Origin of the sequence: Corynebacterium aquatimens, assembly GCF_030408395.1 — a bacterium.
Taxonomy (GTDB): Bacteria; Actinomycetota; Actinomycetes; order Mycobacteriales; family Mycobacteriaceae; genus Corynebacterium; species Corynebacterium aquatimens.
Map to the genome: position 1 here is coordinate 342,420 of NZ_CP046980.1, position 16,447 is coordinate 358,866.

A 16,447-nucleotide genomic window follows, 5' to 3' on the forward strand; every position below is an offset into this window, starting at 1 on the left:
AACTCCCTGGTCATTTAGTTTCTTGGAAGGAAATATATGTCCGAGAGGATGTCGTCGTCAGCCGATGCTGGGTCGGCGAGAACAACTGAGCGCGCTGCCAAACAAGTCGCGAACGATCCGCGCAGACGCCCCGTCCACCGCCGCCGCGGCGTAACGTTAGCGGCCGCCGCAGTTGCTGCGGCTCTGTCCGCCACGGTGGTGCCCCCAGCGGCGCACACGTCCCTGGTCCCGCAGGCGCAGGCGCAGCCAGCGCCGAATGCGCTGCCAGGCGGGATCGACCCGAAGTGCGAGGACAGGCCGAACACGAGCACAGTCAACGGTAAGCCGGTGACGGGTAACTCCAACACGTACCCGTTTGGCACGACCTCAGCAGTGTCGACGACCGCGCAAGCGCGCGACGCCATCGATGTGGACTACGTGACGTCGGCAGCTGATCTGGCGCAGGCGAAGAGTACGGTGTCGGGCAAGGTCACGCTGGCGGGTACGGGCACGATGGCGCCGGGTACCGGTGAGGGCCTGGACGGGATCAAGGTCTACCTGCAATGGCAGTCCGCCAACGGAGCGGTGTCCCCGGTGTATTCCGCCACGACGCACAGTCTCAAGGGCGACGGCAAGGGTGTGTATGCCTTCGACCTACGCGAGGGCTTTGTCGACGCACGAGGCACGTACCACCAGTTCACCGCAGCGGATAACCAGTCCTACCGCGTGTGGGTGGAACCCCAGCGCAACCAGGTCTCGGAGAACTGGCTTTACCCTGTGCGTTTCGGCAACGGCGTCGTGCCGCGTTGGTCGGGAGCCGGTGGTGACAACCGCACCACTGGCGCGGTCCAGAACAGGGGCGTGAACGTCCAGCGCGTGGACGTGCGCCTCACTGAGATCCCGTTTGCGCAGGATGCCCCCCAAGCTGGCCACCGCTACTACATGCACGCCCGGAATTACAGTTTCAACCAGTTTAACGCCGCGGGTGGGAACGCCAACTCCATTTCTGGCCGGGTGTGGCTCGAAAGCGGCAAGGATGCCGAGGGTAAGCAGACCCCGGTGTACGACATCCCCACAGGTGACAAGCCAGCCGCCCGCTACACCGTGCACCTCGCCACGCTGACGCCGGAGGGTGCGAGGAAGATCGCGGCGATCCAGGAGCGTGAGCAGTCGGCAAGCGCCCGCGCCAAGGCCGTGCGCGACGCGATCGTGGAGGCCCAGGAACGTAACGAGTACTGGGTGGGTTACAACTACAACACCGTGACGGAGGCTGACGGCCGCTACCGCATCGTCAAGATTGAGCAGCCAGGTCGCTCGTTCCAGGACATTGTGAAGTACTCCTACATGTGGGTTGAGGGCCCGGGCGGCACGGTCCTGCAAACGCATTCCGGCTGGATGCTGCCGGAGTTCCGCCCGGCGTGGGAGGTGCACAACTGGAGCCCCAGGCCACTGCCACAGCTGAACACCAGCGGAGGGCCCTCCATCACCGACGTGCACTTCGCGGTCACGTCCTCGCCGCCGCAGGCCACCCTCAACATGTTCGTGGAGAACTTCGACACCGAGTACAGGCTGGCTAAGCCGGGGGAGACCGCGCGCTTGCGTATCGACGGCACGCTGCCGCCCCAGGGCGCCCGCGTGCAGTGGCGGCTCATGACCGGCCGCCCATTGCCTGTCGACGGCTCCGGTTGGCGCCTGACCACCTGCGCCGACATCAACAACGCCACGTTCGAGGTCCCGGAGGATGCCCAGGACGGTGACGTCTGGGTGGCTCAGCTGATCATCGGCGACGAGGTCATCGCCCGCGATTCCTTCATGGTGCACACCGGCCAGGCCGCCACCTACACCCCGTTCTACGAGGGCGTGGCGCCGAGGGGCGAGCAGGCCCCGCTGGGGGAGAACAAACCTGCGCCGGGCAAACAGCCGCAAGGCACGAAGAATGCCGGCATCGACGTCAGCGGCAAAGTCTTTTCAGACTTCCCGTGGTTCAAGAGCGTCACCACCGGCGAAACGCAGGGCCTGCCCCCGAGCGTGGACGGTTACGCGGTTGCGCCCCTGCCGGAGGATCGCAAGGTGATCTTTGAAAAGGAACGCGGCTTCGCCTATGACGACATCTCGATGGTTGCCGGCGGCCGCGTGGTCTTACCCACGGTGCCGTGGGGTCAGGACGGGGAAACCCTCAAGGTCCCCGTGGTGGTTACGTACGAAGACGCCACCCGTGACGTGATGTTCGCGGAGTTTGAGACGATCCGCCCGCCGCGCGATATCACCATCGAGAACCCGCAGGAGGAACCGGTCACCGCGGTGGATTACCCGGTGACGTACGTGCGTCGCGGCAGCTCGCGCGCGTCGCAAAAACCCGCGGTGACCCGCACGTACGGTACGAACGCGGTGTCGCACCAGCCGGTGCCGGAGGGCACGACCTTCCGCCTCGCCGAAACCCCGGCGAACCCAGCCAACCCCACCACCCCTAAAGCCACCGTGGACAAGAACACCGGCGCCGTCACCCTCGAAGCCCCGCGCGACGTAACACCGGGCACGAAAGAGACGGTTAAGCTCATCGCCGCCGTCCCGGGTCAGGGTGATGTCACCACCGAGGCCACGTTCGTCATCGAGGACCTCCTCGCGGCAGACCGCCACACCCCGGGGTATGAGAGTGAACGCAAGGCCGTGCCGGGCGCGACGATCACGCTTAAGCAGGAGGGTGATACGGACCTGCCGGCATCGGCTGAGTTCGCGTTCTTCGCCGCGGACAACGAGCTCAACGGCTGGCTCATCACGGTCAACGAGCGCACGGGTACGATCCGTGCGACCGCGCCGGCAGACACCGAGCCGCCGAAGTCGGTCACGCCAACGATCCACCTCACGTTCGACGACGGCTCCGCGCGCACCCTCACGCCCACAATCTCCGTGGCCACGGGCCCGAGCGAGGCGGATGGGCATGCGCCGGCCTTCGCCCCTGTCGTGGCTAAGCGCGGTCAAAAGCTCACCCTTCCGGGCCCCGCCGATCGAGCGCAGGGAGCGCGATTCGAGCTTATCGACGGCTGGGCTTTAGCCGCCGCCATCGACGAGGACTCGGGCGCAATCACCGCCACGATCCCCACTGACGCGCAACCAGGCTCGACGTACTCGGTGCGCTCCCAGGTGACGTACCGCGATGGCAGCACGGAGACCGTGACCGCCTCTATTGAGGTGGACTCAATAGCGCGGACATCTACCGCGAGCTGGCCGCGCATCACGGTCCCGCGCGAGACGGTGGTGACGCAAAAACCGGAAACCGCCGCCCCTGCGGGTACCACCTACGGGGTGAAGAGCACTTTTAACGCGCCGGGCTGGTTCGTCGGGCTGGACAAGGCCACGGGCGAACTGTCCGTGACCACGTCGGCTGACGTGAAGGCGGGCGCGGAGATCGCCGTGCCGGTGGTGCTTACCTTCCCGGATGACTCCCAAAAGGAGGTCACGATCGCACTGCGGGCTGCGCCGAACCGCGCGGATGTGGTGCAGCTGACGTACTCCGGCGTCTCGGTGCGCCCGGGCGAATCCGCGGAACTGAACCTCGACGCCCCGCCGGGTACCGTGTTCTCCCTGGTAAGGGAAGTTGAGGACCTGGCGGTGAAGATCGACCCGTCCACGGGCAGGTTGAAGGTCACCGCAGTGGCCACGGCCACGGCCGCCACGAGGAACGTGGAGGTTGAGGCGCGGTACCCGGATGGCTCGAACAAGACCATCGAAGCGCCGGTCACTATCGAACCGCCCGCCCCGCTGCCGGACGACGGCCTGTCGTCCAAGCCCGCGCCCGAATCCCAGGCCACGACACCGCCGTCGACCACACCCAGGGACACTGACGCCGGAGACACAGACTCCCAGAACCCGCTGAAGCCCAAAGACCCATCCTCCGATCAGGGTATGAGCAAGGGTGCCCGGGTAGGCATCGGTGTTGCGCTGACGGTTCTCATCGGCGTACTCGGGGCGGCGGCATTTGCCGTCACCAATCCACAGATTCGGGACATGCTGGCTTCCTTCGGGATCAGGTTGTAAGAGGGGGAACGAGGAAAGATCATGCGCATCGCACGCCATATCATCGCTGTAGCAGCATCGATGGCTCTCGTGGCCACGGCCACGGCGCCGATCACGACCCCGGTGTCCACGGCGGCTCCGGTGAGCCCGGGCAAAGACGAGGCCGTCCAGGTCCCGGTCCAGCCGGGTGCCGGAACCGACGGAGTGGTGGTGAGCACCTGGGCGAGCCCCACGAAGAAGCCCACCCCGAGCCCCACGAAGCCGAAGACAACAACCACCCGAACCACAACGACCACCACCACGGTCACCGTCACGCGCAAGCCGAGTACGAGCACGCGCCCGGCCGAGCCGCACAACCCCGACCAGCCGGACACGCCGCCGAACCCTGTCACGCCCACCACAGCACCCACCACGACGACAACCACGCTAGAAAACACGCCGACAAACACGCCGAAACCCAAGCCCACGGGCCCGAGTTTCTGCCAGTTTGTCACCGCCGCAAACACGGGCGCGGGTTTCAACCCGGCGTTGGTGCGGGCATCGAATACCTCCGACTTCCTTTACGACAACCCGCTCACCTTCGCGGCCGCGATGCGTACCTCACTCATGGCCTCGGTGTGGGTCAACGGTGGTCGCGCGCTCGACCTTGAGGCGGACGCCGAGGTCACCTGCCAGGAGGGTTCCGGCGGCGCTGGTCCGTACATCGTGACTATTTCCTCGGACACGGACAAGGCCACGGTGGTGCGCACGTTCACGGTGGGTACTAATTCCGCGACCCTGGACATCGCCGTCACCCCGAAGGGCACGAAGCGGGTGGAGGTGGACCTGGCCCACTACGTGCACGCATCAAAGCCGGGAGAGGCCCGCGTGCTCGAGGGCGACAGGCGTGGTTTCGCGTTCACCCCAGCCGGAGGCAAGGGCGACCCCCAGACCGTGGTGTTCTCCGACAACGTTGGCGCCATGGGTACCGGCTTTGAGTACCGCAAGGTCAGCGATGCCTTGGACAACGGCGCGGAGCGTTTCATTGACGCCGCGGGTGCCCGCTTCCAGGTGGGTAACGTCAAGTCCGGCCCCACCAACCAGACGGTGAGGGCGTCCGTGGGATTCACGGTGGACACCAACCAGGCGGCTCTTGATACGGACCGCGATGGCTTGCCGGATGTGTGGGAGCGCGAGGGCGTCACGCTTGGCGACGGCACCACATTGCCCCTGCACAGGTTCGGCGCCGACCCGAACAAGAAGGACGTCTTCCTGCAGCTGAACTGGATGCGCTCGGAGTGGGAGCAGCTCAAGTGCTACCGGGATCAGCCCTTTGATGCGACGGCGAGCGGCTTCGCATCGCTGGAGGAGTGGCGTTCGCGCTGCGCGAAGGCGGACGTGAAGGAATACCGCCCGCCGCGCGCGGTACTCAAGCAGCTGGAGAACGTGTTTGCGGAACAGGGGATTAACCTGCACATCTTCGCGGGCTCCTACTACTCCACGGACAATGCCGGTAGCGAGTACCGCTTCGGCGGGGAAACGGAGACGTATGAGAAGACGTACTTCACCCCGGCGAAAGACAACCCGCTGAACTTGGACTCCACTCGCCGCTTGGAAAAGAACCGCGACAGGCTCCTCGGCGCTCGCCAGAGCGTGTTCCACGTGGGCGTGATCGGGGATCAGCTGGCGCCACATCACCCGAACCCGGCGTATGACTTCTCCATGAGCTCTGGCCTGGGCGCGTATGGTCGCTCCTTCTACGTGGCCAAGAACGACGGTATGACGGAGCTGTCCCAGCTACGCAACACAATTCTTCACGAGTTCGGTCACATCCTGGGTCTGGACCACTCCGGAGCCGTCCACGCCCCGGGGTACGTGGTGGAAGGCCTCAAGGACGGGCAGGAAGCCAACTACTTCCCTAAGTACCTGTCCACGATGAACTACCTGTACCAGATGCGCCACTTCGGCTTCACCAGCACCGAAGTGGACAGTGAGACCTCCCCGATGCCGGACAAGGCTGAGGCCGCGTGCAGGAGCCTCTCGGCCCCGGACGAGTGCTTCCAGGGTTTCTACCGCGTGCCCGCGGACTGGCAGAACCTGCGCTTCTACTCCCCGCAGATCGGCACCCTGACGGAGAATATCCCCGCCGGCGAACAAGAGGTGGAAGCCGAGATGCTCTCCGTCAGTGAGCTGGACCTGCTCGCCGCGGAATCGAAGAACGGTATCGCCGGGCTGCGTCCGGTGCAGCACCTCACGGGCCGCACGCTCTCGCGCGCCCGCACAGACAACTTCGTGCGAGTGGTGCTGGACAACAAGGGCTCCAACGGCCACGACTTCACGCTGCGGGCATCCTGGCCTGGCGGTTCTACCTCGCAGCGCGTGCACCTCTCGGGTTTGCCGCGCCCCGGTGCCAAGGTAGCTGTGGACGTGCCCATCACGGGTATTGGTGGATTCACGTTGCCCAACCTGCCGGTGAGCTTCGCCATCGTCAACCAGGACGGCAAGACCGTGCTTGCGGAGGAGTACTCCTTCCCCATGATCAACTACACCGCGGAGGAAGCCGCCCGCGTGCGTGAAGAGCTGGTCAACTCCAACGACCAGCGTCTGAAAGACGCCGCGAACCAGGCACTTTCCCCGGACGCCAACGCCGCCCAACCCGCACCAGCCCCGAATGTTTCCGCGCCCACCCGCATGGACGCCCACGACGCCCCCGCTGTGACCCGTCCCCCTGCGGCTAAGCCGGTGACCGACCTGCCCAACAAGCAAGTCACCGCACCGGACAACGAGCCCGGCCGCCACAACCCCAGCGCCGATACAAGCACTGAGAACAACACACCCACCGGGAAGGAAAACCCCACCCCGAGCAACCAGGAGCAACCGACAAGCACCCAAAGCAACAGCGGCAACAACAGCGACCAGCACCAGAACAAACCCGGCGCCTCCCCGGACAAACCACCAACCCTCTCCACCGGTGCCATCGTCGGCATCGTGGTCGGCGTCTTGGCCGTGATCGGCGGCGCCGCGGCTGCGTTCATGTTGCTGGCGGGCGGCCTGGCCCTTTAGCGGTACCGCCCACCCCGGCCGGTCCCGCTTCAGCGGCTAGAACTAAGACCCACGTAAGCACGGTCTGTGAAGTTGCCAAGATTCTTATCCCAAGTTCGTTTTGTCAGCTCAAGTGCAATAAATTAACGTAAGGATGATTATTTCTTTAGGCTGCGCGCAGGTGCGTTTTTCCAGTGTCACGCAGCCTTACGGAAGGGTCGAGCTCGTGCGAACCGCTCTGAAACGATCATGTAGATCTTTGGCCGCTGTAATCGCCGCGGTGGTTACGATGGCCGCCGGTGGACTGGGCACTTTCGCAGGTATACCGGTGCCTCACGCCGACGCCGCCATCACCTCGACTACCAACGGCACCGTGTCCTACACGAAGGACCCTGACGAGGACGGCTCGGTTCGGGCGGTGGATCTCCGGTTGGACGACGATGAAGGGTCCGCGAGGGTCACCTTCAATGATCCCGCCGGCGAAGATCGCAGAAGCCACGTTCGTCATCGCTGCCCGAACGCTCGCGGAAAGCAATGACCCCGCGTATGAGTCCGGGCGGGTGGCTGTGCCGGGGCAGCGGATTTCTGTAAGTCTGGTGTCTGACCTATTAGCGGGAACAGAATTCGCTTTGGTTCGGCCGGACGGAGGTCTACGGGGTTGGCTAGTTTCCGTCAACCGCAATACCGGGGAGATCAGTGCGATTGCTCCCACAGCGGATGCTAAACCCATCGCCGTAACGATTAACGTCAGCTACATCGATGGTTCTCAGGAAACTGTCGACGTTACGGTTGGAGTTACCCAGGGCGGGAATCAGGCGGCGCAGAATGAACCCGAATACGAAAAGCAAGTTGCTGCTCCTGGAACTCAGGTGACTGTTAAGCCAGTCGGCGGAATCCCTGCCGGCTCATCATTTGAGATGCTGGATGCGCGAGGCTTGGATGCAACCGTCGATAAGAAATCTGGTGCTCTCACTGTAACGCTTCCAGCCAATGCGAAGCCTGGCGTGATCTATACGCTTCAGACCAGAGTTACGTACGCGGACGGTAGCTCGGACATCATTCCTCTGAAAGTCGAGATTGATTCTCAGACTCGCCGTGATGCCACACGGTGGCCAAACCTTGAGGTTCCACGAAATACCCTCGCAACTTACTCGCCGGAAAACAAAGCACCTAGCGGTACCACCTACGGGGTAGCTCAGTCCTTTAACCAGGCGGGATGGTCGGTAGCCATCGACCCCAAGTCTGGCGATCTGAGTGTTACCACTGCGAGTACTGTCAACGCGGGCGAAACAGCTGACGTACCCGTGGTGACCAACTACCCGGATGGTTCGCAACGCGTGGTGAGGGTGAAAGTCAAAGCCATGCAGAATCACGCCGACACGCAACAGCCTGCGTACCCGACCGTTGATCTCAACCCAGGCAAATCCACGGACGTTTCCTTGATCTCGCAGGTGGATGCGGCGTTCGGCCTAGTCACTACTGTCGAGGGCGTGCGGGTGAAGATCGACCCGCAGACCGGGACGATGACCATCACGGCGGATGGGGAAGCCCGTAACGGAGTGAAGCATATTCCTGTTCGGGTCTACTACAAAGACGGCTCGGTTGAAGAGATCCTAGCATCTGTACGTATTACCTCAGGTTCTAGTGACCCGTCCAGTTTCGACAAAGAATCCTCTAACACGGGTTCGAGCAAGGGAACCTGGTTCGGCGTCGCGGTCGGGGTAATTGCTCTCATTGCCATCGGCGCGTTCGGTTACCGATATTACGATAAGCAGATCCGTGATTTTCTACGCCAATTCGGAATTCGGATCTGATAAAAGGCTTCTTATATAAACTGGATGGCCCTCGACTGTCCGAGTTATACGGCTTCGGAAAGTGTTTTCCGGGTTAAAAATAGCAGTTCAGGCTATGGGTAGCGCTTGAAATCACCTATGGAAGCTGAGTAGACTTCTCTCTGAGGTTTCGTACGCGACCCTTGGTTCTGCCTGTCCGGTCCATTCGGGTTTCACGTTTTGGTAGCTCACACGCTTTCTCGCTCGAGGCTAGGTTGCGATGAATCCTGATATCTGAATACCGATTTCTCTATATTGCTGGAATCCGGTACTTCTGCCGATTCCTTATCGATTGTTCTTGGAAGGGAACTTATGTCTAAGAAGGTCATTCGTCGTCGTGGTACGACGGTTGCTGCGGCTGCGTTGTCTGTGGCTCTTGTTGCTCCGGTGGTTCAGCCGGTGGTGTCTGTTGCTCGTGAGCCGGAGGGTGTGAATCTTACGTGTGTGGATCGTGGTCAGCCGTTTACGCCGTGGGATGCGAAGTTCACGCCTGATACTGCGCAGTGGGTGTCGGGTGCTGCTCGTACGGCTGAGAAGCGTGATGCGATTGAGGTTGGTTACATCAACTCGTCGACGGATTTCACGAATGCGAAGTCGACGATTTCTGGTTGGGTTCACTTGGCTGGTACGGGTACGGTGACCAACGGTACGGGTGAGGCGGTTGCTGAGGGTACTCCGGTGTATATGCAGTGGCGTTCGGCGACGGGTGCTATTTCGCCGGTGTATGTGACGTACACGCATAACAATGTGGGTGGTGCGCAGGCTAGTCCGGGTACTTACGCGTTTGATTTGCGTGAGGGTTTCTTTGATTCGAATGGTCAGTACCATGTGTATGAGGCGTATAATGACCAGTTTTATCGTGTGTGGACGGAGCCGGGTGTAAACGGGGATCCGCAGAACGGTGGTACGGGTAGCATTATTTACCCGGTGCGTTTTGGTAACGGTATTGTGCCGCGGTGGGCTAATTCGATGGGTGCTGGTCGTGCGACGGGTCAGTTCCAGCTTGTGGGGGTCAATGTTCAGCGTGTGGACATTAAGATGGGTGAGTTGCCGATTGATCCGGTAACGGGTGTGAATTACATGCGTGCGGGCGGTAAGAATGGTCCGTTGGTGGAGACGCCTGCGGGTACGCAGCCGAAGTTTGGCGGGAATTTTGTGTCTGGTCGTGTGTGGCGTGAGGGGGGTCGTGGTGCGGATTCCATCAACCTGATCACGGGTCCGGCGTATGCGACGGGTTCGAACCATGGTGATAGTGCGTTGGAGGGGTACAAGGTGTACCTGACGACGTTGACGGAGGAGGGCAGGGCCCAGATCACCAATATTCAAGATGGTGCCACTGAAACTGACAAGGTTAGGGCGGTGCGTGATGCGTTGAAGGCGAACCCGGAGTACCTCGAGAAGACCTACGTTGGTACGACGGATGCTCAGGGTAACTACGCGATTCATGTGGATGTTCCTGCGTACGCCAAGAATTTCGATGATTACACCCAGAATGTGTACATGTGGGTTGAGGATCCGCATGGTGTGATTGTGCAGGCGCACACTAGGTTTGCTCGTCCGGTGTTTACGAATGCTGCGGGTCCGTCGAACTGGAGCCCGATTCCGACTCCGGCCGCTTTGTCTGGGTTGAAGTATGCGAATAATTTTGCTGTGACTGGGTACCCGCAGGACAGCAATTTGAATATGTATGTCAAGGACTATGACGAGACGTTGCACCAGGCGAAGCGGGGGGCCACTGCGGAGTTGGTGATTGATGGTGCTTTGCCTCCGGTTGAGACTCGTGTTGTGTGGGTCAAGACCGGTGAGCGTGATGCTAACGGCAAGACTGTTGCGACGAGCCAGGTTGTGAACCCGGATGGTTCGCAGAAGATGAGTTCTGGTACTCGTCCGAGGGCGATTACGGATCCGTATCACTCTGAGGCTGGCACGAAGCTGGATACGTGTGGTGATCTAAGTGATACCGCGAAGTTCGGTTTGAAGGTACCGGACACGGCGGAAGATGGTGATATTTACACCGCGATGTTGTTCGTGGGTGATGAGGTTCGTGCGGCGGATTCGTTTGCTGTTTCTGCTGGTGAATCGGCTCGCTACGACGTGACCTACGACAGGGTGTCGAAGGCGGATGCTCCAAACCCTGGGGACAACGGTAAGCAGACTGCTGATTCCACTGTGGGTGGGGTTGATGTCAAGGTCGGCAATGTGGTGTCCGGTAAGCCGAAGGTGACAGATGACCAGAACCCGGGCACGACGACGGATCAGTTGCCTGACGGTGCGAAGCTTGGTCCGGTTTCGGCGCAGCGTGGTACGTCGTTGGATCGGTGGAAGGAGAACTTCCGTAACGATCGTGGTTTTGAGTACGACGATATTCAGTTCACTGATGATGGTCGTGTTGTGTTGCCGGCGGTGCCGTACGGCAAGCAGGATGAGATTCTCAAGCTTCCTGTGGTTGTGACCTATCAAGATGGCACGAAGGATCTCCTTGAGATTGAGGTGGAGACTGAGGAGAAGCTGGCTAACAAGCTCCAGCCGCGGTATGACGAGAAGCGGGTTCACAAGGGTGACGACAATGTCGCAATTGAGGCCCCTAAGTTCTTCGATGCTGATGGTAAGCCGGTTGCGGCGAAGCCGGTTGCGAAGTTTGAGTTGAACCCGGGTTCGCGTCGAGACCGTCAGCTGCCTGATGGGTGGAACGCTCGCGATATCACCGTTGATCCTAATACTGGTGCGATCACTATTACCAAGGTGCCTGCTGGTGCGAAGCCGGGGTTGAACCAGATTCCGGTGTTGGTGACGTACTACCAGGATGAGGCTGCGAAGGCTGCGGGTACTGAGGATTCGCACGAGATTGCGTATGTGCCGGTCTACATTTTGGGTACGGCGGATGATTTCGAGCCGCGGTTTGGTGATGTGCGTAAGGAGAAGGGGCAGGACTTTAGCTCTGAGGCTCCGACGTTCCACGATCCTGCTACCGGTGAGGTAAAGGATTTGCCAGCAGATGCTAAGCCGAAGTTTGAGCTGAAGACTAATGATGGTCAAGACTTCAACATCGCCCCAGGCAACGATGAGCTGAGGGACAAGTGGAATCTGAAGATTGACCCGGCCACTGGTGTGGTGACGGGTACGATCCCGGATGATGCTGAGGTTGTCAATGGTATTCACCCGATTCCGGTGAAGGTGACGTATGCGGATGGCACGGTTGATGACGTGTTCTTCAACCTGTTTGTGGGTAAACCCACCACGGTGGAGAACACCACGACTGATCCGGACGGGAAGGTTGTTGTTGATCCGTCGAAGATCACGCCGGTGGATTCGAATGGTGAAGAGCAGCCGACGGGTGTGACGATTGTTAACCCGGATGCGGATACCAAGGTCACTGCGACCGATGGTGATGGCAAGCCGGTTGAGGTTCGGGTGACCGATCCGAATGCAGACGGTAAGTCTGAAGTTGTGGTGACTCCGGGTGAGGATGTGAAGGGTCCGATCACGATTGTGATTAAGGATCCGGATCTGAAGTCTCCTACGAACCCGAACGGTGAGGTTACTGCGGTTGTTCCGGTGAACCCGGCTGTTGTTGGTGAGAACACGAATGTTCCTGCTGATGGTAAGGAGCACCCTGTTGGTACGGTGACGAACCCGAAGGGTGGGGAGACCGGGAAGCTTGTTGATGGTAACGGCACTAAGATTCCGGGTTCGAAGGTTGAGATCGACGACCAGGGCAAGATTAAGGTGACGGTGCCTGCGGGTACTGATCCGAAGGATGCCACGGTTGTTGTCAATGACAAGGGCGGCAACAAGATCGGTGAGCTGCCGGTCAAGATCACCAAGCCGGAAACGGACAAGACGGGCATCACGGTTAACCCGATTAAGCCCGGTGACACCGTGATTGAGGGTAAGGGTCCTGCTAATGGTTCGGTCACCGTTACCGTCACCGATAAGGACGGTAAGGAGAAGTTCAAGGAGACTAAGACTACAGACGGGAACGGAAACTGGAAGGTAACAGTTCCTGGCGGCGTTGCTGTCGGCGATACCGTCACGGTTGAGTCCAACGGGAACACTGAAACTATCAAGGTTGTTCGCGAGGGCCTGTCCAGCCAGCTTGAGGGCGCTACGAAGGATGGCGTCAGCAAGAAGGATATGTGCGTCGGTTCCCTGATCGGGATGGGCGTCCCACTTGCGCTCCTGGTTCCGGTCGGTCTGGCACTTGCTGCTGGCCTGCCGGCTCTGCGACCGGTCATTGACCAAGTCAGCTTCCAGATCCAGAGCGCTAACACCGCACTGCAGCAACAGCTGGGTATCTTCAACCCGGATATGGCTCGTGCGATTGCACAGGTCGACCTCCAGCTGAAGGAAGCCCGTATCAGCCTTGGTCAGGTTGCATTCGGTCTTGCACTGTTGGCTGCTGGTCTTACCGCAGTCGGTGTTGTAGCAAGCAACTGCAGCCCGAACGAGAAGACTGGTTCTTCCGGCTTCGCGAAACTGAGCCCGAAGTCCACGAGGACCTCGACGACGAAGAAGACGACGGAAACCAAACCGTCTACTTCGAAGACGTCTACCTCGGCAACTACGACGAAGTCGACCACGGCCTCGACGTCAACGTCGACTGCGACGTCGACCACTCCCGCTGCTACCACTGCGCCGACGGCGACAGAGACGCAGTAGCTAGAACGGTAAGCTATGGATCCTGCACTACCAGCCGCAAGGCTGGGGTGGGGGCCTAGCTAAGGTTTCGACATGAGAAACGCCCGCTGAGGTTCAGCGGGCGTTTTTCGTGGGTTAATAGACAAAAAGCATGTCTGGTCGGCGTGTCGTCGGATGGGCACGCTTTTTGTTGTTTGAGGGGTCCTGTTCTGATTCCTACTGAGTGTTCGTAGTCGGTTGGGATAGCGTTGTCGTAGACCGCTGGTCGGCCTGTTTGATGGTCGGATTCGTTTCGGTCTTTAGGGACGAGATCGGGAACTTTGGCGAGTTGATTTTGTCCGAACCTGCACTGCCTGGCGATCTGTAATGGGTCGTCAGGCAGTTGCGTTTTCAAGTGCAGGTACCATTCGAGCACTTTGCGTTGTCGCTCTCCTGATCTGCCGCGGTGGGCGTCAGCGATGCGTTTGAGTTGGGCGTTGATCCCGCCTTCAAGACTGTTGGTGGTTGCTGCCTACCGGTCTGGTTCGAGTGCGTCCGGCGGGGTTGGAGGAAGGTGAACAGCCGGTAGTTGCGTCAAAGGTGCACAAGCGAGTTGTAAGCCTTACGCACACGGATTTGGGTCCATTCCGATTGGCGGTTGAGGGTGCTGCGCTCTTTAGTCGGGAATGTTATCTCGTTGAGGAAGGCCTTGTAGACCACTGCGAAGTCGTGTAGACGCAGCGTCGATTCCCGGGCTTGGTCCAAGGTGGTGATCGTGGTCAGTTTCAGCGCTAGTGCATAGATGGCCTTGCCGGCATCGGTGCGGGGGGCGTGTTGTGGTGTAGCGGCGGTCAACGCGTTGGGCATGGACGAGGCAGCGCTGGATCTGCGTGTTGGGTCAGCAGGCTTTGATCGCCGATAAGGCGTCTTGGCCGCCGTCGAGAACGACGCATAACGGTGCGGCGATGCCGCTTTGTAGTTGGGTGTAGGCGTGGGCTGATTCGCTTTTAGCCCAGTGTCAGGCGATGACGTGGTCGCGGCTTGCGGCAACCAGCAGGTAGCCGGCGTCGGTGTAGGTGCCGTCGATGAAAATCTGGTCGTAGACCCGGTCTGGGTCTGGGGTGTTGGGAACATCGATGAGCCAAAACGTGGCGAACCGGCGGTCGAGTGTGGGGCGGGGGTCGTTCAAGGTGCCGACTACATCGTTAAGTGACGCTGTGCCAGTGACGTAGGCGTGAAAGGCTGTGAAGTCCCGTGCTTGGGTTTGGTCGGTGCGGTGGCGTATGAAGGTGGCTCCGCAGTCTTTGCAGCGCCACCTAGTGGAGCCTTTGGGGGTGGGACCGTTTTTCTTTGTTTCCCCATGAAATGAGGGGCATCGTGGTCTGTTTGGTGTCACCGGAGAAGCCCACCAACACCCAGCAAGCACATGGAGGTACCATTCCGGTGGATTGAACGAAAAACGAGCCCGAATAAACCGAAAACCCTATTCAAGCCCGATTTATGCAGCCTGATCAGCAGATATACCGAAGATTAGACACACATTGTGTCATCCACCCCTTTTTCGTAGATGTAGTTAAATCTCATACTCCGGGTGGGACGCACGCACCATGTCGTCCCATTCGACGATCTTCTTGCGCTCGCGGCCCTCGGCCTCGCCGGCTGCCTTTTCAGCGGCATCCAGGTTGTGCCAGCCTTCCCAAGTAGTGACTTTGAGGCCCTTTTCTTCAGTGAAGAACTTAAACGCCTCCTCGCTTGTCCGTTTTGGTGCGGGGGTGAGTTTGCCGGCGTGGAAGTCGTCGATAAGCATGCTCGTGGTGTCTTTTGCATCGGACTTCGTGTTGCCGATGAGGCCGATGGGGCCGCGCTTAATCCAGCCAGTGGCGTAGAGGCCTGGGACGATCTCGCCGTTGGGTTCGGTGAGCACGTGGCCTTCGTCATTAGGGATGACGGCGTTGAGATCGTCGAAGGGAACGTCCTTGATCGCGTCGGATCGGTAGCCCACTGCGCGGTAAACTGCCTGGACATCCCAGGTCTTCGTTTCACCCGTGGTGGTAACGCCGCCGTTGCCGTCGAGCTGGGTGCGCTCAGTGACGAAGCCGGTGACGTTGCCGTTGTCGTCGCCAAGAATTTCTACCGGAGATTCGAAGAAGTGGATGAAGAGCTTGTGCGGTGCGCCCTTGGGGTCGCGCATTGCGTAGCCTTCGAGCGTCTGGCAGACGAGGTCAACAGCCTTCGCGTCGCGGCGTGCTTGCTCCGAAGCTTCGTCATAATCAATGTCTTCTGGATCCACGATGACCTCAATGGTGGGGGAGTGATCCAGCTCTTTGAGCTCCAGCGGGGTGAACTTTGCCTGCGCTGGGCCCCGGCGGCCGAAGACGTGAATCTCTTTTGCCGCGCTTTGGTTGAGGTTGCTGTACACGTTGTCCGGGATCTCCGTGACGTGGAGCTCATCCGCGGTCTTTGCCAGGACGCGGGCGATATCGAGAGCGACGTTCCCGACGCCGACGATGGCGATCTTTTCGGCAGTGAGATCCCAGTCGCGCTCAAAATCCGGGTTACCGTCGTAGAAACCGACGAACTCGGCGGCGCCGTAGTGGCCCTTGAGATCCGCTCCTGGGACGTTAAGGTCCTTGTCCGCTACTGCACCCGTGGCGAAGATAATTGCGTCGTAATACTCGCGGAGCTCTTCTACCGTCACGTCCTTGCCTACCTCAACATTGGCCAGCAAGCGGATCTGCGGCTTGTCCAGCACGGAGTGCAAGGATTTAATGATGCCTTTAATACGGGGGTGATCCGGGGCCACGCCGTAGCGGATGAGACCGAACGGTGCTGGCATGCGCTCAATAAGGTCAATACTTACGTCTACACCGGACTTGATCAGCAAATCCGATGCGTAGATGCCAGCCGGGCCAGACCCGACCACGGCAACGCGGAGTGGCGTAGTAGCAGAAGAGGCGGTTTCAGTCATGCGGTGGATTATAAGC

Annotated in this window: 6 protein-coding genes and 1 pseudogene; 5 read left to right on the forward strand and 2 right to left on the reverse strand. The window is 60.3% G+C overall.

Going from position 1 to position 16,447, the window contains the following annotated elements; genetic code table 11:
* The first annotated feature begins 36 nt into the window (after nucleotides 1-36).
* The 5 genes from CAQUA_RS01590 to CAQUA_RS01610 all read left to right on the forward strand — a co-directional run bounded on the left by CAQUA_RS01590 (nucleotide 37) and on the right by CAQUA_RS01610 (nucleotide 13,505).
* Nucleotides 37-4,014 carry a YPDG domain-containing protein gene (locus CAQUA_RS01590; protein ID WP_196824805.1) on the forward strand — a complete coding sequence of 1,326 codons (3,978 nt, stop codon included), beginning with the start codon at nucleotides 37-39 and terminating at the stop codon, nucleotides 4,012-4,014.
* A gap of 21 nt (nucleotides 4,015-4,035) precedes the next feature.
* Nucleotides 4,036-7,035 carry a hypothetical protein gene (locus CAQUA_RS01595; RefSeq protein WP_196824804.1) on the forward strand — a complete coding sequence of 1,000 codons (3,000 nt, stop codon included), beginning with the start codon at nucleotides 4,036-4,038 and terminating at the stop codon, nucleotides 7,033-7,035.
* A 238-nt stretch (nucleotides 7,036-7,273) separates the two neighbouring features.
* Nucleotides 7,274-7,552, forward strand: coding sequence for a hypothetical protein (locus CAQUA_RS01600; protein ID WP_196824803.1), 279 nt, complete (start codon nucleotides 7,274-7,276; stop codon nucleotides 7,550-7,552).
* Complete coding sequence (locus tag CAQUA_RS01605) at nucleotides 7,482-8,828, forward strand: Rib/alpha-like domain-containing protein (protein ID WP_196824802.1); 1,347 nt, start codon at nucleotides 7,482-7,484, stop codon at nucleotides 8,826-8,828. The genes CAQUA_RS01600 and CAQUA_RS01605 overlap by 71 nt, the downstream gene beginning before the upstream one ends.
* A 330-nt stretch (nucleotides 8,829-9,158) precedes the next feature.
* Nucleotides 9,159-13,505, forward strand: a complete 4,347-nt coding sequence (locus CAQUA_RS01610; protein WP_290178544.1) for a YPDG domain-containing protein — start codon at nucleotides 9,159-9,161, stop codon at nucleotides 13,503-13,505.
* A 175-nt stretch (nucleotides 13,506-13,680) separates the two neighbouring features.
* Here CAQUA_RS01610 and CAQUA_RS01615 read toward each other — a convergent pair.
* Both CAQUA_RS01615 and CAQUA_RS01620 read right to left on the reverse strand, forming a co-directional pair.
* Nucleotides 13,681-14,859: pseudogene (locus CAQUA_RS01615) on the reverse strand (IS1249 family transposase); the annotation flags it as partial.
* A 177-nt stretch (nucleotides 14,860-15,036) separates the two neighbouring features.
* Entirely contained in the window at nucleotides 15,037-16,431 is a 1,395-nt protein-coding gene (locus CAQUA_RS01620; RefSeq protein WP_196824800.1) for an FAD-dependent oxidoreductase, read from the reverse strand.
* Nucleotides 16,432-16,447: the final 16 nt, after the last annotated feature.